Genomic DNA, 18,934 nt, shown 5'->3' with positions numbered 1-18,934 from the left:
AAAAGGCTGCATTTCTAATAAAAAACTGATGCCCATACAAAATGATTTTGCGTAATAGAATTCGGTTGCTCGCCATTATTGTGGCTGCGTCTGGAGTTGGGTTGATCGTCTACAAACCATTCAAAACTATGGTGTTTGAGCGCGTCGATTCCACGCTGGCTGCTTGCAAGAGCGCCCGCCATACGGACAAGCAGGTCGAAATCTGCGCCGAGGCGCTGGCTGCGCACGACAAGGCGATTTCGAAATACCCAACTGACGATCACATTGATCATACTTGGCGGGACCAAGCGTGGCTCAAAGGGATTATGGGTGATTACGCGGGTTCCATGTCGGATATCAACAAAGCTCTAGAGCTCAATCCGAACTCGGCTTGGGCTTGGTATTGGCGAGGACGACTGAGCATGCCGGCTGGGAATTTGGAATCCGCGATTTCTGACTACCGGCAGGCTCTGGTATTAGACCCTCTTTATTGCGCACCAAGCCGGAGACTTGGGTATATGACGTGGGTGATCTGGAAGGTTGGGGGGCGTGACCCTTCGGCACTGGACAAGATCCTAAAAAGAGAACAAGGCAAGAGTCCCAACAACCCGAATATGGCTTTCGTAAACCATTTGGCCAACTATGCGGATGGACCGCAAGCGGGGGCGCTGAATGCGCTGGACTTGTTGATACAATCAACTGATCGTCCCGAGTACCTGATGCTGTTGCGCGCAAGACAGAACATGCAGATTGAGCAATACGAGGCAGCGTTAGAGGAGCTGTCGTATGTGACACAAGGCCCGGAACTCTACGAGCAATTAGGTGAGGGATTCAGAGCGCAAATATCTGAATTAAGGGCCGCCGGAAACGAATGTGCGGCTGACGTGTTGATTGGGAACAATTCAAACTTCTCTTCTGTTTACAGCGATGGGTTGCGACTAAAAGTGGACGCTCAAATGGAAGTGGAGGATTGGATGGGCGCCTTAACTTCAGTGGACCGGCTGATCGCCTATAGGCCGCAAAGGCATATGCCTTGGACTACGAAAGGCGAGATTCTCGAACAGTTAGATCGTTTGGAGGAAGCAGAGGCGAGCTACAAGGAAGCTATCCGTTTGGCGCGGCCAGAAAACTACGATGCAGGCCATGCAACTTCCCCACCGTTCATTGAAGCGCTGTTTCGCCTTGCCGCCATCTATGAGGAAAAAGGCAGGTTGGTTGAAGCGCAGGTTATATGGGATGAAGCCTTGGCGGTAGCCGACAACAGTGTGATCTGGGATATTCAAGAATTAATGAAGAATGCAGGTCACTTTGCGGGTGACAGGACCGATGTTTACGATCCGCAAACCAAAGCTGCGGTACACGCCTGCTTGAAGGATGCCGCCTGCAAATGGGAGAGTATCGGGGGGCTACAGTTACGTTAGCGCACGCTATCGCGCTTCGCCGAAAAGTGACAAAGCGTCATTCGCAGACTTGTGATAAAGGGCCGCTTTGCCCGCAAAGCGGACGTGCAGTTATTGTACTCTTGAGGATAGAGCAGGATTAAATGATGCGTGTTTCTGACTGGATTCGGAAAGCCTTAGGCAAAACATAGAAAAACGGCGACCCTTTGGGTCGCCGCTAACTGTTTCAGCGCATAGCAAAATCAATCCAGCGTACGCGTAACCTCTTCGCGTTCGAAGATTTCAATCACGTCGCCTGCACGGATATCGTCGTAGTTCTCGAACGCCATACCGCATTCCTGACCCGACTGGACCTCGGCCACTTCGTCCTTGAAGCGTTTCAGCGTCTTCAGCGTGCCTTCGTGGATCACCACGTTGTCGCGCAGCAGGCGGACACCTGCGGAACGACGCGCCACGCCTTCGGTGACCAGACAGCCAGCAACTTTGCCGACGCCTGTAACCTTGAAGACTTCGCGGATCTCGGCGTAACCGATGAACTTTTCGCGAATCTCGGCGCTCAGCAGGCCGGATGCGGCGGCTTTCACGTCGTCCACAAGGTCATAGATTACCGAGTAGTAGCGGATTTCCACGCCCTTCTGGTTCGCGGTGTTCCGCGCCGACGCATTGGCACGCACGTTGAAGCCCAGGATCGGCGCACCGGATGCTTCGGCCAGGCCGACATCGGTTTCGGTAATCGCACCTACGCCCGAGTGCAGCACGCGCACGCGCACCTCGTCGTTGCCGATTTTTTCCATCGCCTGAACGATGGCCTCAGCCGAGCCCTGAACGTCTGCTTTCATCAGAATTGGCAGTTCGTTGACGTTCTCGTCTTCCTTGGCTTTCTGCATCAGCTGCTCAAGGGTCGTTGCGGCGCCAGCGGCCGCACGTTTGTCCTTGGCGGCCTGTTCGCGGTATTCCGCGATCTCGCGAGCCTGTGCTTCGGTCTCGGTCACGTTCAGAACGTCGCCCGCTTCAGGCGTGCCGTTCAGACCCAGTACCTCGACAGGAACCGAGGGGCCAGCTTCCTTGACGCGTTCACCCTTGTCATTAATCAGCGCACGGACTTTACCGTATTGCTCACCCACGACGAAGATATCGCCCTGACGCAGCGTGCCGTTCTGAACCAGAACAGTGGCGACCGGGCCGCGACCCACGTCCAGCTGCGCCTCGATCACGGCACCTTGGGCGGCGCGATTCGGGTTGGCTTTCAGCTCCAGAATCTCGGATTGCAGCGCGATGGCTTCTAGCAGTTCATCCAGACCCTGACCGGTGATGGCAGAGACTTCAACGTCCTGAACTTCACCCGACATTTTCTCGACGATGACTTCGTGCTGCAGCAGATCGGTGCGCACCTTGTCCGGGTTCGCGCCTGGCTTGTCGACCTTGTTGATCGCCACGATCATCGGCACTCCGGCCGCTTTCGCGTGGTTGATCGCTTCGACCGTCTGCGGCATCACCGCGTCATCGGCGGCAACAACCAGAACCACGATATCCGTGACCTGAGCACCGCGCGAGCGCATCGAGGTAAAGGCCGCGTGGCCCGGCGTATCCAGGAAGGACAGCGTGGTGCCGCTATCGGTTGTCACCTGATAGGCACCGATGTGCTGGGTGATGCCACCCGCCTCGCCTGCCACAACCCGCGCATCGCGGATCGCATCCAGCAGCGAGGTTTTGCCGTGGTCAACGTGACCCATGATGGTGATGACCGGTGGGCGCGATTTCAGATCTTTGTCGTCGTCTTCGACCTCTTTGATGACGTCCTCGACATCCGAATCAGAGACACGGGTCACTTTGTGACCGAATTCTTCGATGATCAGCTCGGCTGTATCGGCGTCAATGGTCTGGTTCTGCGTGACCATCATGCCCATGTTCATCAGCGATTTGACAACGTCTGCCACACGCTCGGCCATACGGTTGGCCAGCTCGGACACCGTGATCGCCTCGGGCAGCTGTACGTCGCGGATTACCTTTTCGCGCTCGACCGTACCACCCATGGCTTTCTGGCGCGCCCGCTCCTGCTTGCGCTTCATCGCCGCCATAGAGCGGTGCCGATTACCTTCGCCGCCCGTTGCCTGACCCAGTGTCAGCTTGCCGGACCGGCGGTTGTCATCACGGCCTTTGCCACGATTGCCGCGCTGTTCACGCTCGCGATCGTTTTTCCGCGGCGTTGCAGCCGGTGCAGGCTTGTTGGCCGGGCTGCGCGGAGCAGCCGCCTTGGGCTCTGCCGGTGCAGCCGGAGCAGCTGCGCGTTGGGCCGCTATTTCAGCCTCTTTGCGCTTGCGATCTTCTTCTTCGGCCTTGGCACGTGCACGTTCTTCGGCCTCACGCTGTTCGCGTTCCTTAGCCTCTTGCTCCGCACGACGACGGGCGCGTTCTTCTTCACGCGCTTTTTCAGCTGCCTCGCGGGCGGCGGCTTCTTCGACCTCGCGGGCCTTCGCGGCCTGCAGCGCCTTCATCCGGCGGGCCATCTCCGCATCGGAAATCCCGGCAGGGCGGCGCGACGGATCACCCGAGGGCGTTGCTCCGCCACCTGGCTTGCCGGCACCCGGCTTGGGAACCACCACGCGCTTGCGTTTGGTCTCCACCACGACATTCTTGGTACGTCCGTGGCTGAAACTTTGTTTCACATTTCCGGGGCGTGCCCCGCCACGAAGACCCAATGTCTTTTTGCCGTCATTATCGCTCATAAAGCTTCTTACCCTTCCGCGCGGCCCCTGCCGCCGTCATCCGTTTCGCGCAAGCCACGCAGGCGCTGCGCTTCCTCTACAACACGTTTGGCGAGTCCGCCAGAGGCGAGCGCCGCATGAATCACGGTTTGGCGCCCAAATGCCTGTCCCAACTCGTCCGCCGTCAGCCAGCCGATGTATGTTCCGAAGTGCGGCGTGCTCAGTTTCGACTTGCCGCGCCCCGATCCATCAGAGGCTTGTATCAGTATCTGGGCCTCTTCCCGGTCCAGCCACGTCTTGACCTTTTCGTAACCGGCGATCGCATCACCGGATTTACGCGCAAGGCTCACCAACTCGATCACACGGCGCGCAATCTGACGTTCAACTTCATCCGCGAGATCGTTAGGCACGCTGACTTGTGCCTTGAAACCACGTGCAAACAACTTTTTGCCCACGGCCTTGTCCAACGCGCTTCGATCCGCCGCGACATAGACACCGCGCCCCGGTAGTTTCGCCGCGACATCCGGAAAGACCTGACCATCCGGCCCCGTCACAAAGCGGATCAACCCATATTTAGGTTGAACCTCGCCCGTGGCGATGCACTTGCGTTCAGGTCCTTCGGACCGATCCTTATGGACGCCACCGCGACCCATTTGCGCCACCCGAAGCCTGAGATCAGGCCTCGGCCCCCTCTTCGGTAACTTCTTCTTCGGCCTGCTCCAAGTCAGCAGGATCGACCCAGCCCAGCATGATCCGAGCTGTCATGACCAGATCCTGCGCCTCTTCCAGCGTTACTCCGAAAGGTTCCAGAACACCGTCATCTTTGATTCGCTGGCCGTCGACCGTGGTCCAACCACCGGCCAGTTCCCAGTCAGCGCAGGTGGCGAAGTCTTCCAGGTTCTTCACATCGTCCTTGGCCAGCGCCTCAACCATCTGGGGTGTCAGGCCTTCGAATTCAATGAGACTGTCTTCGGCACCCAACGCGCGGGCACTTTCCAACGCAGCCTTGGCCTGTGCTTCCAGATATTCGCGCGCCCGTGTTTGCAGCTCTTGCGCGGTGCCTTCGTCAACGCCGTCGATCACCAGCAGTTCTTCGATCTCCACATAGGCTACCTCTTCGAGGTTGGTGAAGCCTTCGGAGACCAGCAACTGGGCAAAGAACTCATCCAGATCCAGGCTGTCCATGAACAGCTGGGTGCGGGCTTCGAATTCTTTCTGACGACGCGCCGATTCTTCGGCCTCGGTCATGATGTCGATATCCAGATTGGTCAGCTGGCTGGCCAGACGCACGTTCTGACCGCGGCGACCGATGGCCAGCGAAAGCTGTTCCTCGGGAACCACAACCTCGATTTTGCCGGCTTCTTCATCCAGAACCACCTTGGAAACCTCAGCAGGCTGCAGCGCGTTCACCAGGAAGGTCGGTTGATCTTCGTTCCACGGGATGATGTCGATCTTTTCACCCTGCAGCTCGTTTACAACGGCCTGCACGCGGCTGCCGCGCATACCAACGCAAGCACCAACAGGATCGATCGAACCGTCATAGGAAATCACGGCGATCTTGGCGCGCGAACCGGGGTCACGGGCAACAGCTTTGACCTCGATGATGCCGTCATAGATTTCCGGCACTTCCATCTTGAACAGCTCGGCCATGAATTCCGGCGCGGTGCGCGTCAGGAAGATCTGGTGGCCACGAACTTCGCGACGCACTTCCTTGATATAGGCACGCACACGGTCATTCGGACGATAGCTTTCGCGACCGATCTTGTCATTGCGGCGTAGAACGGCCTCAGCACCGCCCAGATCGACGATGACATTGCCAAACTCTTCGCGCTTGACCGCACCGTTGATGATAGTGCCTGCGCGATCCTTGAAATCTTCGTACTGACGGTCACGCTCGGCTTCGCGCACCTTCTGCAGGATCACCTGCTTTGCGGATTGTGCCGCGATACGGCCCATTTCAACCGGCGGCACTTCTTCAACGAAGACATCACCAACCGAAGGCGTTTCCATATACTGCTTGGCCTGCTCGACGGTCATCTCAGCCTGATAGTTTTCCAGCTCTTCATCCTCGACCACTGTGCGGACGCGGGTGAATGTTGCTTTACCGGTCTTGCGATCGATGCTGACGCGGATGTCCATCTCGGCGCCGTAACGGCTCTTGGCGGCGCGGGCGAGCGATTCTTCCATCGCTTCGACAACCAGACCGGGGTCGATCATCTTTTCGCGGGCCACGGCCTCGGCGGTCTGCAGCAGCTCCAGCTGGTTGGCTGAGGTGATTGCCATCAGTTCGTCTCCTCTTCGGACCCTTCGGTCTCAATCTCGTCGAAAGCGTTTTCGTTCAGGGCACCGGCGTCTTTGCGCTGGCGCAGCATTTCCTTGATCAGGTCATCGGTCAGGACCAGCTTGGCATCGCTTAGCCAGTCGAATTGCAGTCCGATGGTGATCGTCTCGTCCCCCTCGGCGAGATTGATCAAGACCTCATCTCCCTCGATCCCGGCCAGCTCACCCTTAAAACGGCGGCGCCCGTCGATCAGTTCGGCGGTTTCGATCTTGGCCTCATATCCTTCGAACGCCTCAAAATCCTTAAGACGGGTCAAGGGGCGGTCGATGCCTGGGCTGGACACTTCCAGCGCATAGGCGTCAAGGATCGGATCCTCGACATCCAACGTGGCGCTGACCGCGTTCGAAATCTCGGCGCAATCATCCACTTCGATACCGCCATCAGGCTTGTCAGCCATGATCTGCAGCGTGGTTTGTTTGCCGCTCATCAGGCGAATACGCACAAGTTCATACCCCAGATCCTCGATCACGGGGGTGATGATCTCGGCCAGTCGCCGGTCGATGGCTGCTTTGGCTATCAGGTCATTTGTCATCTGGTACTCTACCCTGTCAGTCGGGCACAAAAAAACGGGCGCGCGGCCCGTCGATCTTTTCCGGTGGAGCCCCGGACCGAAGCCCGACGCGCCGCTGTTAACGGCCATATAGCCAAGCGACTGCAAGATTGCAAGCCCAAGCGCCCGGATGGGCAATCACAATATCAGTCTGACAGAATCCACTCGCCATTTTCACACAGGTAAGGACCAACGCGGTCCCCGTCTTCGTAGACTTCGCCGTCAAACAGGCATTGACGTCCCTGGGCATGTGCCACGCCTGACAGAGCGACGGTCACAAGTGCAATAGTGGCAGCGAGAACAGCAAGTTTATTCATGGAAAGCTCCTATTCCGCCGAAGATGCAAAAAGCGCAGGCTGCGTGTTGCGTGGGTAGATAATCACCGAAAGAGTGCCCCTGCCCTGAAACTGCTCGGCATTCGCCGTCCGCGGTGGGAAGAGTTGATCAAAGGCCACCCGGTTCAGCCCCAGCTTCATTTCCGAACCCGACAAAAACTCGAACGGTGTCCGCGCGGCACAGGCATGAAAAACAGGATCTTGCCGCACCGTGAACTGACGCATGATATTGGATGACCCGCCGGTCGGTTTGATCAGGACGGTAATCCCCGGTTTCAAAAAACTGTCAGGGCAGGTGTACACCATCGGTTTTTCGTTTCCGTTTGCGTCATGCAATAACACACCCTCGGCCGTTACCTCGTGCTTGAAGGGGCTGAACACGGTCTCTTGCTGAATGAAGTTGGTGTAAAGCGTCGCAAATAGCTGGCTGTCACCACGCGGTTCCGACTTTATACCCTCGTACAGATCAGCGATGGCCTGCCACATCCTTGAGTCCGCCCCACGCAGTGTTCCGGGCAGCGAAAACGGACCTTCCAGATCATACAGCACGTCGCGCAGCCCGGCCGACAGGGGATCCTCCTTTTCCAGCCCTCTAATCTCGTGAACCAGATCCGAATCGTTCAACGCATAGTAACCATGCGACTTCAGCGTGCGGGTCAGAGCCCGCATATCGGACAGTTTCCGCGCTGTCGTCTCTGCACTATCTTCGGGGTTCGCCTCTACGGCCTCAAAACCCTTGTCCAGCAACTGAGTCAGCGACTGCCCTTCGCGGGCATCCAGCTCTATCGTCCCGTTTTTGCTGACTTTTACGGTAACGTCTTTACCTGATTTCAGGGCAAACACCGCAACAACCGCCAATGCTACGGACAAAATGGATATTGATATATTCTTTAAGCTTTCAACCCTCATGGGAATTCTCCCATTTTCGAAACAACTAAGCTAATACAGCGCGTACAATAGCAAAATTTTGCACAAAGTAGAAGTCAGGCGAATTTTCGGCGTTTAAATCAACCACCAACGCTCGGCAACGCGGCCATCATCCAGGGGGCGATCCGTTCCGATCTGACGGGGCATGCCGACATGCCCTGCTACAGCCAGCGCCATATCGGATTCGCTTGGAAAAAAGCGCAATCCGCGGTGCGGGCTGAACCCTTCGCCCTGCGGCAGTGCCGCGATATCCACAAAGCCGTCTCGCAACGCCTCGGTACGCACGCGAGCGTCGGGAATCACGATAACTTCCAGGGTTTCGGCCCAGCCAGCCAATCCATCCTTGTAGTGGCCCGCCACACGGCGCCCAAGGAAATGACGATCATCCTCCGCCCGTTCAACTCGGTAGCATCCGGTGCCGTTCGCCGCCTGCAAGGGCGTGACACCTTGCCCGTTGCGCGTAATAACGAACCTGCTGTCGGCCAAAAGGAAGGGTAGACCCGGGTTGGCCTGAGCCAACTCCAGACGCACGCGATTATCTGACAAGGCGTCGACCTGCCCGACATCGCCCAGAACCGCCATCACATCCCTTACATCAAGGACTGCACCATCGTGAAAACGAGCGTTCTCGCGCAGATCAAAGCTCCAGATGCGGGCTTGGGAATCAGTTTGCCAACCGGTCGCAAGCTCTCCGCGCAGGGTGCCGTCAGGTGCAATCTCGGTCAGGGTGTCGAACACGGCCCCACGGGCCACCTGCTCCAAACTGTCATCGCGGGGCACGGCAAGGCGCAGCGTACCACCCACTTTGGGCGTATCCGCCAGCGAAGCGCCCGTCGCCGCCAACAAGGCGGCAGCAGCACCAGACGCAAACAAAGCGCGACGGTCGATGCGTGTCATAATGCGCCCTCCGCCACGCGGTCCATGATGCGAACCAATTCCGCGCTAATTCCGGGTTCGGACAGCGCATGCCCGGCCTGACGCACCATCTTCAGCTCGCCATTGGGCCACTGCTGGGCAAGGTTCCACGCGGCCTGAGGCGGACAGATCATGTCATACCGACCCTGCACGATATGGCCGGGGATATGTGCGATTCTGTCCATCTGGTCCAGAATCTGCCCGTCCCGTTCAAGGAACGCGCGGTTGATGAAATAGTGATTCTCAAGCCGCGCAAAGGCGCGCGCGTATTCTCCGGGGCTTTCCCCGGTTGCGCCATGTGAATGGATTGAGGCCAGCGCATTTTCCCAACTGGACCAGGCCCGGGCATACAGGATCTCGGTCGCGCGATCCCCCGAGAACAGGCGCTTGTTAAATGCGCCTATGGTGTCACTCAGCTCATTGTCGGAAAGAAGAGCGGTGAACTTCGCCCATTGCTCGGGCCAAAACTTTCCCGCGCCGCCGCCGTAAAACCAATCCAACTCGGCCTGCGTCGCTAGGAACACACCGCGCAGCACCAGGCGATTGACCCGATCCGGGTGGGACTGCGCATAGACCAGCGCAAGCGTTGCCCCCCAGCTGCCGCCAAAGACAATCCAGTCGTCGATATCCAGCAGAGTTCGCAGACGTTCGATATCGTCCACCAGATGCCATGTGGTGTTATCCGTGACCGAGGCATGCGGGCGTGACCGTCCACATCCACGCTGATCAAACAGAATCACCCGATAGACGTCCGGATCAAAATAGCGCCGCATCGCGGGGCTGCAGCCACCGCCCGGGCCTCCGTGCAGAATCACCACCGGAATGCCGTTGGGATTGCCGCATTGTTCCATATAGATACGGTGTCCGTCGCCTACATCGACCATACGCTGATCGAAAGGATCGATCGGCGGGTACAGATATTGAACTGCGCGCTTTTGGTCCGGGTACTTGTCCATTATGGCCCTATATAGTCCTTAAGCGTAAAAGAGCATACGGAGACAGGAATGCAAGCGCATCCGAACACGGTTGACCCTTCTGAGATCGCAAAATTCGAAGCGATGGCCGCAGAATGGTGGGATCCTCACGGAAAATTCAAACCTTTGCACATGCTGAATCCCTGTCGGCTGGATTATATCACACAGCAGATCGCGGGCGAATTCGATCGCGATTTGAAGGCCGCAAAGCCGTTCGAGGGCCTGCGTTTGCTGGATATCGGCTGCGGCGGCGGGCTGCTGAGCGAACCGATGGCCCGCCTTGGGGCCGAAGTGGTCGGAGCGGATGCCGCCGAAGGCAACCTGCCCGTCGCGCGCATCCACGCGGAACAATCCGGGCTTGAGATCGACTACCGCCACACCACTGCCGAGGACATGGCCGCTGCAGGCGAACAGTTCGACGTGGTGCTGAACATGGAGGTGGTTGAGCATGTGGCCGACCCCCTTGGTTTTCTGACCGCATCGCAAGACTTGCTGAAACCCGGCGGTTTGCTGATCTGTTCCACGATCAACCGCAACCCGAAATCTTATGCGATGGCCATTTTCGGGGCCGAGGTCGTCATGCGCTGGCTGCCGCGCGGCACGCATGAGTGGAACAAGTTCATCACCCCGGATGAGTTGTTCGACCTGCTGCGTCAGGCTGGACTGGAACCGGTGGATCGCAAAGGGTTCGTATTCAACCCGATCCTGTGGAGCTGGTCGATCTCGGACCGAGATCTGAGCGTGAATTATGTGACGGCGAGTGTGAAACCGGGGTAGGATGGGTGCTTGCAGCCATTATTCCAACGACAATACAGACGCGATGGGTACAAGCACCCATCCTACGATTTCTTAAAACTCTAAACGGGTCAGTCCAAAAGCAGGGCCAAAACCAGCAGCTGTTAGCTCGCTGCCAAGTGCGTCACTAAGGAAAAAATACCTGAACATATTGGGATCAATCCAGACTGCTGGACCATTTACCGATCTGGTATCCGGCACAAGGCAATCAGCAAGTGAGGCATCAGGCTTAGGCTTAGGCTTAGGCTTAGGCTTAGGCTTAGGCTTAGGCTTAGGCTTAGGCTTAGGCTTAGGCTTAGGCTTAAACACCTCGCGCCCAGGCCACACATGCACAACATCGCTCTTTGCAATATCGATTGCATGACCTTGATTCTTGAAAATTAGAGCATATGCCACACCATCAGGCGGGGCCTCTGTATCATTACCAAAAAGTTGCGTTTTTTGCAGGCGTGCCTGGCCCAAATCATAGTGCTCAAAAATCTCCGCAACATCCGCACGTAACATTGGGTGCCCTGCACTGAACACCGGAAGTATAGTGCTCGGTGGTGCCTCGCTTAGGTTCCAATAGAGTTCATTCGGCACTGCTTCTGAGTCGACATGCTCGCCACGGGCATTCTTCTTATTTCCGTCACTATGTTTCTTAGCGATTTCGACATCTTCGTCGCGAAACTTGATCGAAGTGATCTTGTTTCACATTGGTTCAGTGACAAAACCAATGCTGAGCTCATGTCTTTGGTAAACATCGCTAACCCAGATTGCGCCACTCGGTTTTGAAGTCTTCAGGTGAGATCGATTTTGTTGATCTTCGTTAGCGGAGGTTGGCGAAGTCACGTTCTCTGAAAGCACACTGGATTTCCGTCGCTTCCTAAACCAACGCATGACCTTCCTACTCCCCCTCCAACTGCAACCTCAAATCCCGCAGCACGGGCAGCGTGCTGCGGACCCGCTCCAGCCCCAGTTCTCCGACCACGCGGTTGATCAGTGGGGCGATCGACGCAATCGCCTGATCGCGCGCTCTCCGGCCAGCCGGGCTGATCGCCACCATCTTGCGGCGGGCGTCGTCCCAGTCGGGGCGGATGTGGATGTATCCGGCCCATTCCAGCTTGGCCAAAGTGTTGGTCATCGCCCCTCGGGTCACGTGGAATGTGTCCGCCAGTTGGGCCGGGCTGCGCTCATCTCCGACGAACACCAGATGGTTCAGCACCGAGAAATGCGAAATCTCCATGCCCTTGGGCAGCACTCGGCTAAGCCGGTTGCGCAACAGCTGATCGGCGGTCAGGATTTCGCTGAACAGCGTGACCGCAAGGGCATTGTGTTCGTCAGTCATGGTCCGGTTCTGGATCAGGGTCCGTCAAAGCGACGGGTGTGAGTAAGTGAGGGCACCCGTCGGCGCGCCTCAGACACAGAACTATCACGCAAATCGAAAATGTGAATGCCCGGATCGGTCCCTGCGTCGATGACAACCTCTCCCCAAGGGGCAATTACCATGCTGTGGCCATAGGTATGGCGCGTTTTTCCTCGGGTTTTCGGATGTTCGCCGGTTTGCCCCGGGGCCAGCACCCAACAGCCGGTCTCGATCGCCCGCGCACGCAGCAGCGATTCCCAGTGCGCAGCCCCGGTCACCGGCGAAAACGCCGCCGGAACCGTCAGGATACGTGCACCCGCCTGCGCCAGCGCCGCGTAAAGCGCCGGGAACCGGATGTCGTAACACACCGTCATGCCAACCTTGCCAAAATCGGTGTCGGCAATCACCGCCTTGTCGCCGGGCCGGTAGTTTTTCGATTCGCGGAAGGTCTCGGTTTCGGTAACCTGCACGTCAAACATGTGAATCTTGTCATACCGCGCCACGATCTGCCCCTGCGGGTCAATCATGAAGGATCGGTTGGCAAACCGCCCGTCCGCGTCATGGGTCTTGATCGCTAAAGACCCGATCATCAGCCAGACACCCAGCGCGGCGGCCTGATCCCGCAGGCCCGCCAACGTCTGGTCGTCTTCTTCGTGCTGCAGAACCTCGCGCTGCCGCGTTGTGCTGGTGGACACGCAGTTCGTCACCTCAGGCGTCAGGATGAACCGCGCGCCTTGTGCCGCAGCCTCGGCCATCATGGCGCGCACCCTGTCCAGGTTTTCGACCGGATCGTCCGACGAGGTGATTTGCAGCAGCGCGGTCTTCATCAAGCTGCGAGCAGGCGATCCAGCTTGCCCTGACGCTCCAACTCATACAGTTCGTCACAGCCGCCCACGTGCTGCGCACCGATAAAGATTTGTGGCACGGTTCGTTTGCCACCGGCGCGCTGGATCATCTCGGGCTTGCGCTTGGGGTGCATCAGCACGTCGACTTCCTTGAATTCGACGCCTTTCTGTTTCAGCAAGCGTTTGGCCGCGTGACAAAAGCCGCAGAGCGGCGAGGTGTAGATTTCTACCGGTTTCATATTCCGTACCTTCGCGTTTCGCATAATCTTGGGCGAATTAGGCATCCTTGGCAACGCGCGCTAGGGTCAACACGGAAATATGATTTGCTCCGGATGCAAGGCAGACACGCGCGCAAGCCGCCAGTGTTGCGCCGGACGTCATCACATCATCCACCAGCAGGATATCGCGGCCCCGCAAGCGGTCTTGCCGCTTTGGATGGGCGATGATCGCGCTTTTAAGGACTTCAGCCCGCTCTGCCGCTGTTTTGCCATCCAGAACAGGCGTCTTTCGGTGGCGAAGCAAAAGGTCCGGGCACACCTCAAGCCCTGCCTCTTTCCCAAGGTGCTGCGCCAGTAGGGCGGACTGGTTGTACCGGCGTTTCAACAACCGGGACCAGTGTAAAGGCACCGGCGCAAGCAGCATCCCTTCGCGGAACATCTCTTGCCCGGCCCGCGCCAGCCAGCGTGCGGCGGGGCGCGCCAGTTCGGGCCTGTCACCATGTTTCAAGGCCAGCACCAGCGACCGCGCTTTGCCATCGTACAAAAGGGCCGAACGCCCATCTTGCCAGGGGCGCGGCGCAGCCAAGCAATCGTCGCACTCAATCCGGTGACCGTCTGAAACCCCCGGTAGCGGCACCCCGCAGCTTTCGCAAACAACTCCACCGATAAAGAGCGTCTCGCGCCAGCAGGGCCCACACAGCCCGAAATCCGATTCGGTCAGGTCCCCGCATCCCAGACAGCGCGGCGGATAGATCAGCGCGACAGCGGTTTGAATCCTGTGCCACATGCGATAATTGCGCCCTATGAAACTGCCTGAGTCCAATACACCCTCTTTGTTTGATCGCCAGGTCCTTACCCAGCACCGCGCCCGCGCGAAGGATGAGGCCCTGTTCCTGCATCGTGCCGCTGTGGACGAAGTGCAGGATCGGCTCTCCATGGTTAACAAAACCTTTACGGCCCCGGCGATCGTGACGCCATTTGCTCATATCTGGCAGGACGTGCTGCCCGGGACGCGGATCGTTGCGGATGATGAGGTTCTGGATCTGACCCCCGGTGCGCATGATTTGGTCATCCACGCCATGGCGCTGCATTGGGCCAATGATCCTGTTGGGCAACTGATCCAATGTCGCCGTGCTCTGCGCCCCGACGGGTTGCTGTTGGTTGTGTGTCTGGGCGGTGAAACACTGCACGAGCTGCGCGCCGCACTGGGACAGGCCGAAATCGAAGTGACCGGAGGCCTCAGCCCCCGTATCGTCCCGATGGCCGAGCTGCGCGATCTTGGCGGGTTGCTGCAACGGGCGGGGTTTGCGCTGCCGGTCGCCGACACCGCGCGCCTGACGGCGGAATACCGCGACATACTGCACCTGATGCATGACCTGCGCGCCATGGGTGAGACCAACAGCCTGTCCGGGCGCATGAAACAACCCACCAAGCGACAGGTTTTTACGCGCGCACAGCAGGTCTATGCCGACAACTTCTCAACGCCCGGGGGGCGGTTGGCCGCCACCTATGAATTGATCTGCCTGACCGGCTGGTCTCCCGATGACAGCCAACAGAAACCATTGCGCCCCGGATCAGCCAAAGCCCGGCTTGCGGATGCGCTGGGCACAAAAGAAGGTAAACTGTCCAATTGACGACCGGGCTTTTCCGGTTATCTCAGGCCAGTACAGAGAAATCTCAGGAAGCAACAGATGTTTGACGCCACTCGCCCCGATCATGCCGCCGCAGACCATCCAAAGGTCAAAATGGGCCGCGTCGGCATTCTGCTGGCCAATCTCGGTACGCCGGATGACTACAGCTATTGGCCGATGCGCCGGTATCTGAATGAGTTTTTGTCGGACCAGCGCGTAATCGACTATCCCAAGTGGAAGTGGCAGCCGATTCTGCAAGGCATCATCCTGTCCAAGCGCCCGTTCAGCTCGGGTGAGGCCTACAAGTCGATCTGGAACCACGACAAGGGCGAAAGCCCGCTTATGACGATCACCAAGGACCAGACAGCCAAGTTGCGAGACGCAATGCAGGAACGTTATGGCGATCAGGTGATGGTCGATTTCTGCATGCGCTATGGTAACCCTTCGACCAAATCCAAAGTGCGTGAGATGGTTGCCGCAGGCTGCGACCGCATCCTATTCTTCCCGCTCTACCCGCAATATGCGGGCGCGACGACTGCAACAGCCAATGATCAGTTCTTCCGCGCGCTGATGGACGAAGCCTGGCAACCTGCGTCTCGCACCGTTTCAGCCTACTTCGACGAGCCTGCTTATATCGACGCTTTGGCCGGGTCAGTGGAAAAAGCCTATTCCGCGCTGGAGACCAAACCGGATATCTTGGTTTGTTCTTATCACGGCATGCCAGAGCGCTATTTGCAGCAGGGCGACCCCTATCATTGCCAATGCGCGAAAACGAGCCGATTGCTGAAGGAACGGCTGGGCTGGTCGGACGATCAGCTGGTCTCAACCTTCCAATCGCGATTCGGTCCCGAGGAATGGCTGAAACCCTATACCGTGGATCACGTGGCTGATCTGGCGCGGCAGGGAAAGAAGAACATCGCCGTGATAGCGCCCGCGTTTTCCGCCGATTGCATCGAGACGCTTGAAGAGATCAACGAAGAGATCAAGGAAAGCTTTGAAGAGGCTGGCGGTCAGACCTTTACCTATATCCCCTGCCTCAATGACGATGATTCGCACATTGGCGCACTGGGCAAGGTAATCGAAGACAATCTAAAGGGCTGGCTCGACTGACCGATTCCCACTAAATAAATATGAAAAAAGGCGGTGGATCACTCCACCGCCTTTTCTCTAGATTTAGCTCGTCAAATTAGCTTGCTGCAACAGCTGCGGCAACTACGACCAGCAGGACCAGCGGCAGGATGATACCCTGCGACGAACCCTGAGTTTCCTCTACAACAACCGGTGCTTCAACAACCGGCTCTTCCAGGTTACCGGCATAAGCGGTCGAAGCAGCAGCAGTAAATGCAGCGGCGAGAACGAGTTTTTTCATATTAACCTCCAGAGTTTGCACGGCTCCATCAATCGGATCCGCACACCTAAGACTTACCTCGTGGTTTTTTTCTAATCAGCTATATGGCTGGAATGCAATTGCAACTTGAGCCACAAGCGGGTTCGTGCGCGAAAATGTCGTCATATTAGCAACACTTGCGTGCCGACCTTCGCCATCGAGAACAGTTCAGCGATATCTTCGTTGAACAGGCCGATGCATCCGTTCGACGACCGGCGACCGATTTTGCGCGTGTCATGCGTTCCGTGAATCCGGTAGTATTTCCAACTCAGGTATAAAGCATGTGTTCCCAATGGGTTATCAGGGCCCGGTGGAATATGGTCCGGCCATTCGGGATTTCGTTTCTTCATAGAAGGTGTCGGCGACCAACTGGGACCCTCAACTTTGCGGATGACGCTGGTGCGGCCCCGGCGGGTCAATTCTTCGGTCAGCGGAACGGATGAGGGGTAGAGTTTGTATACAGATTGATCATCTGACCAATAATGCAGCGCTCGGGACACCGTATCGACCAGAATGGCCCCATTTCTCGTATTCGAGAAATAAGGCTGCCAATCCAGGGCGCGGAACCCCGAGACATTGCGACGCACGTCTGGCTCGGCCTCGGGGGCTGGGCGCAGTGGGTCACCAGGAACGTACTGGGCAATCGCCGGCGATGCCAACAAGGCCGAAGCGCCGGCCAGAAATGCTCGGCGGCTAGATGAATGAATGGGTTTCTTGACCATAGTGACCGGTCCTTTGCGAAAGTTGTCCTGAAATTTTCACGTATTTTATTGCCAGAATGCGTCAATCGCAAATCAAACCGGCAGAAACATGCAAGAATCAGCCATTGCAGGTTTGCCGAAGGCTGCATGGCGCGCTATGCCGTATGTCGACACAATAATCAGGTCGATCATGACGCGTATTATCACATTACTGTTTCTTTGCTTTGTTGCGCTGGCTGCATGTACCCCAAGCAGCACCCCAACTTACGGATCGGATGGCCGTCCACTGCCGTCGGTCTACAAAATCCGCGGCAACCCCGAAAAGCTCCAGTTCCGTATGCTGGATTCGGTAAATGCCTTGCGCCAGGCTCAGGGTTTACAGGCGGTGCAGCTGAACTCGCAGCTGAATGCCGCGGCCGCGACCCACTCTAAGGACATGGCGCGCCAGAACCGCCCATGGCACTTCGGTTCGGACGGATCGTCGCCCATAGATCGCGCGCAACGCGTTGGTTATTACGGAACTTTCCTGGGTGAGGCGATTTCGGAAACCTATGAGACCGAAACCGAAACCTTGGCCGCCTGGATGCAGGAACCTGGCCCCCGAGCCGTGATCATGGACCCGAAAGCCTCACAAATGGGCTTTTCTTGGCATCAGGAAAGTGGCGGGAAAATCTGGTGGACGCTGGAAATGGGAGCAGGCGGGTAACCAAAAGCCGCCTCGAAGAAAAAAGCCCCCACCTTTCGGGGGCTTTTTTATTTCAGCAAGGTCAGGCGGCCTGCATGGACTGCGCTTCGGTCAGAATCGCGTAAAGCTTGACCGGATCAGGGTTGGCCCGCAGCTTTGTGCAAACAGACGTATCACGCAGTGTACGTGACACCAGCGCAAGCGCCTTAAGGTGATCGACACCCGCCTCTTCCGGCGCAAACAGTGCAAAAGCGATGTCCACCGGCTGCCGGTCGACCGATCCAAAATCAATCGGTTTTTCAAGCATTACAAACACACCCGAAACAGAGTCCAGATCTGTCAGCCGAGCGTGTGGCAAGGCGACACCGTGTCCAACCCCGGTCGGTCCAAGGCTTTCGCGCTCCAACAAGCAATCGACGACAGTCTGCGCATCCAGATGCAAAGTTCCGGCGGCAACATCTCCAATTTCCTGAAACAACCGCTTCTTACTAGAAGCGGCGGACAACACACGTACTGCTTCGGGCTTTAATATGCTCGAAAGCTCCATCATCACGCTCCACGGCGGGGCCCCTGCAATTGCAGGGGCGTGCCTTGCTAGTCTTGCCTGTTACGGATCAATCCAGCCGATATTACCATCTTCGCGACGGTACACGACATTCAATCCGTCCTTGTTTTCGTTCCGGAACACCAACACCGGCGCACCGGCAAGTTCCATCTGCATGACCGCCTCTCCAACACTCAGCGATGGGATCTTGGTTTCCATCTCAGCCACGATCATGGGCTGCAGAGTATCGGGCTCGTCAGCCGTCTCCGATTCGTCAGAGGCGAGGATATAAGACGACGCTCCGAAGAGTTCAACAGGCTCGGACCGATCCTTGTGGTGGTCTTTCAGTCGGCGCTTATAACGACGCAGTTGCGTTTCCATCTTGTCGCAGCATCCCTCAAACGCCGCGTAAATCTCGGTTGCGTGTGCCTTGGCCTGAGCGGTCAGACCAGTGGAAAGATGCACTGTGGTTTCGCATACATATTCATGCGCTGAACGGGAAAAGACGACGTTGGCATCTGTCGGACGTTGGGCATATTTGCCCACGACCTCGCCCAGTTCGGTCTGCACATGAGTCTGCAGGGCCGCACCGATGTCGATCTGTTTTCCGCTGATTTGGTAACGCATGTGATCTCCTTCACAATTCACACCCATTTC

General features: G+C 57.4%; 22 protein-coding genes. 5 read left to right on the top strand and 17 right to left on the bottom strand.

Features of this window, described 5'->3' with window-relative positions:
- Nucleotides 1-65 precede the first annotated feature (65 nt).
- Entirely contained in the window at nt 66-1,400 is a 1,335-nt protein-coding gene (locus tag AC2FFP_RS18135) for a tetratricopeptide repeat protein (protein WP_496881323.1), read from the top strand.
- A 221-nt stretch (nt 1,401-1,621) separates the two neighbouring features.
- Here the strand turns inward: AC2FFP_RS18135 and infB are convergent, their stop codons facing one another.
- The 8 genes from infB to pip form a co-directional block, all read right to left on the bottom strand.
- Nucleotides 1,622-4,105, bottom strand: coding sequence for a translation initiation factor IF-2 (infB, locus tag AC2FFP_RS18130; RefSeq protein ID WP_058272980.1), 2,484 nt, complete (start codon nt 4,103-4,105; stop codon nt 1,622-1,624).
- Nucleotides 4,106-4,113: 8 nt separating this feature from the next.
- Complete coding sequence (locus AC2FFP_RS18125; protein ID WP_496769665.1) at nt 4,114-4,737, bottom strand: RNA-binding protein; 624 nt, start codon at nt 4,735-4,737, stop codon at nt 4,114-4,116.
- A 22-nt stretch (nt 4,738-4,759) separates the two neighbouring features.
- Complete coding sequence (gene nusA / locus AC2FFP_RS18120; protein ID WP_496881322.1) at nt 4,760-6,367, bottom strand: transcription termination factor NusA; 1,608 nt, start codon at nt 6,365-6,367, stop codon at nt 4,760-4,762.
- Nucleotides 6,367-6,957 (bottom strand): ribosome maturation factor RimP, encoded by a 591-nt coding sequence (rimP, locus tag AC2FFP_RS18115; protein ID WP_058276577.1) that lies wholly within the window; start codon nt 6,955-6,957, stop codon nt 6,367-6,369. The genes nusA and rimP overlap by 1 nt, the downstream gene beginning before the upstream one ends.
- A gap of 164 nt (nt 6,958-7,121) precedes the next feature.
- On the bottom strand, nt 7,122-7,292 hold the full coding sequence (locus tag AC2FFP_RS18110) for a hypothetical protein (RefSeq protein ID WP_496726673.1): 171 nt from the start codon (nt 7,290-7,292) through the stop codon (nt 7,122-7,124).
- A gap of 9 nt (nt 7,293-7,301) precedes the next feature.
- The gene (locus AC2FFP_RS18105; protein WP_496845068.1) at nt 7,302-8,180 is read right to left on the bottom strand and encodes a hypothetical protein; all 879 of its coding nucleotides are present in this window, start codon (nt 8,178-8,180) and stop codon (nt 7,302-7,304) included.
- A 132-nt stretch (nt 8,181-8,312) separates the two neighbouring features.
- A complete protein-coding gene (locus AC2FFP_RS18100) occupies nt 8,313-9,134 on the bottom strand; it encodes an ABC transporter substrate-binding protein (protein ID WP_472722370.1) in 822 nt (273 codons plus the stop codon).
- The gene (gene pip / locus AC2FFP_RS18095) at nt 9,131-10,108 is read right to left on the bottom strand and encodes a prolyl aminopeptidase (protein ID WP_496769661.1); all 978 of its coding nucleotides are present in this window, start codon (nt 10,106-10,108) and stop codon (nt 9,131-9,133) included. The genes AC2FFP_RS18100 and pip overlap by 4 nt, the downstream gene beginning before the upstream one ends.
- Before the next feature lie 48 nt (nt 10,109-10,156).
- Between pip and ubiG the strand changes: the two genes are divergently transcribed.
- Complete coding sequence (gene ubiG / locus AC2FFP_RS18090) at nt 10,157-10,903, top strand: bifunctional 2-polyprenyl-6-hydroxyphenol methylase/3-demethylubiquinol 3-O-methyltransferase UbiG (protein ID WP_496769658.1); 747 nt, start codon at nt 10,157-10,159, stop codon at nt 10,901-10,903.
- Between the two features lie 72 nt (nt 10,904-10,975).
- Here the strand turns inward: ubiG and AC2FFP_RS18085 are convergent, their stop codons facing one another.
- From AC2FFP_RS18085 to AC2FFP_RS18065, 5 genes are all read right to left on the bottom strand, one after another.
- Nucleotides 10,976-11,425, bottom strand: a complete 450-nt coding sequence (locus AC2FFP_RS18085) for a hypothetical protein (RefSeq protein WP_496881321.1) — start codon at nt 11,423-11,425, stop codon at nt 10,976-10,978.
- Nucleotides 11,426-11,807: 382 nt separating this feature from the next.
- The gene (locus AC2FFP_RS18080; RefSeq protein WP_496726678.1) at nt 11,808-12,248 is read right to left on the bottom strand and encodes a MarR family winged helix-turn-helix transcriptional regulator; all 441 of its coding nucleotides are present in this window, start codon (nt 12,246-12,248) and stop codon (nt 11,808-11,810) included.
- 14 nt (nt 12,249-12,262) lie between these two features.
- Nucleotides 12,263-13,093, bottom strand: coding sequence for a carbon-nitrogen hydrolase family protein (locus AC2FFP_RS18075; protein ID WP_496881320.1), 831 nt, complete (start codon nt 13,091-13,093; stop codon nt 12,263-12,265).
- On the bottom strand, nt 13,093-13,350 hold the full coding sequence (gene grxC / locus AC2FFP_RS18070) for a glutaredoxin 3 (protein WP_108861637.1): 258 nt from the start codon (nt 13,348-13,350) through the stop codon (nt 13,093-13,095). The genes AC2FFP_RS18075 and grxC overlap by 1 nt, the downstream gene beginning before the upstream one ends.
- Nucleotides 13,351-13,387: 37 nt before the next feature.
- Entirely contained in the window at nt 13,388-14,116 is a 729-nt protein-coding gene (locus AC2FFP_RS18065; protein WP_496769650.1) for a ComF family protein, read from the bottom strand.
- 16 nt (nt 14,117-14,132) lie between these two features.
- On the opposite strand from AC2FFP_RS18065, the gene AC2FFP_RS18060 reads away from it, so the two are divergent.
- Nucleotides 14,133-14,963: a methyltransferase domain-containing protein gene (locus tag AC2FFP_RS18060; protein ID WP_496769648.1), complete on the top strand. Its 831-nt coding sequence runs from the start codon at nt 14,133-14,135 to the stop codon at nt 14,961-14,963.
- 57 nt (nt 14,964-15,020) lie between these two features.
- Entirely contained in the window at nt 15,021-16,070 is a 1,050-nt protein-coding gene (hemH, locus tag AC2FFP_RS18055; protein ID WP_496769646.1) for a ferrochelatase, read from the top strand.
- Between the two features lie 76 nt (nt 16,071-16,146).
- On the opposite strand, the gene AC2FFP_RS18050 is transcribed toward hemH, so the two are convergent.
- Both AC2FFP_RS18050 and AC2FFP_RS18045 read right to left on the bottom strand, forming a co-directional pair.
- The gene (locus tag AC2FFP_RS18050; protein WP_496726682.1) at nt 16,147-16,329 is read right to left on the bottom strand and encodes a hypothetical protein; all 183 of its coding nucleotides are present in this window, start codon (nt 16,327-16,329) and stop codon (nt 16,147-16,149) included.
- Between the two features lie 140 nt (nt 16,330-16,469).
- A complete protein-coding gene (locus AC2FFP_RS18045) occupies nt 16,470-17,069 on the bottom strand; it encodes a L,D-transpeptidase (protein WP_496736884.1) in 600 nt (199 codons plus the stop codon).
- Nucleotides 17,070-17,238: 169 nt separating this feature from the next.
- Here AC2FFP_RS18045 and dalA point away from each other — a divergent pair, with 169 nt between their 5' ends.
- Nucleotides 17,239-17,754: a divisome-associated lipoprotein DalA gene (dalA, locus tag AC2FFP_RS18040; protein ID WP_058276578.1), complete on the top strand. Its 516-nt coding sequence runs from the start codon at nt 17,239-17,241 to the stop codon at nt 17,752-17,754.
- Nucleotides 17,755-17,815: 61 nt separating this feature from the next.
- On the opposite strand, the gene AC2FFP_RS18035 is transcribed toward dalA, so the two are convergent.
- Nucleotides 17,816-18,280, bottom strand: a complete 465-nt coding sequence (locus tag AC2FFP_RS18035; protein ID WP_058273066.1) for a PTS sugar transporter subunit IIA — start codon at nt 18,278-18,280, stop codon at nt 17,816-17,818.
- A 60-nt stretch (nt 18,281-18,340) separates the two neighbouring features.
- The gene (hpf, locus tag AC2FFP_RS18030; protein ID WP_058273067.1) at nt 18,341-18,904 is read right to left on the bottom strand and encodes a ribosome hibernation-promoting factor, HPF/YfiA family; all 564 of its coding nucleotides are present in this window, start codon (nt 18,902-18,904) and stop codon (nt 18,341-18,343) included.
- Nucleotides 18,905-18,934 lie beyond the last annotated feature (30 nt).

The sequence above is a fragment of the Ruegeria sp. YTSC004 genome (assembly GCF_059609805.1).
The sequence above is the reverse complement of the archived record's forward strand: the minus strand, read 5'-3'. Positions and strand labels throughout refer to the sequence as shown.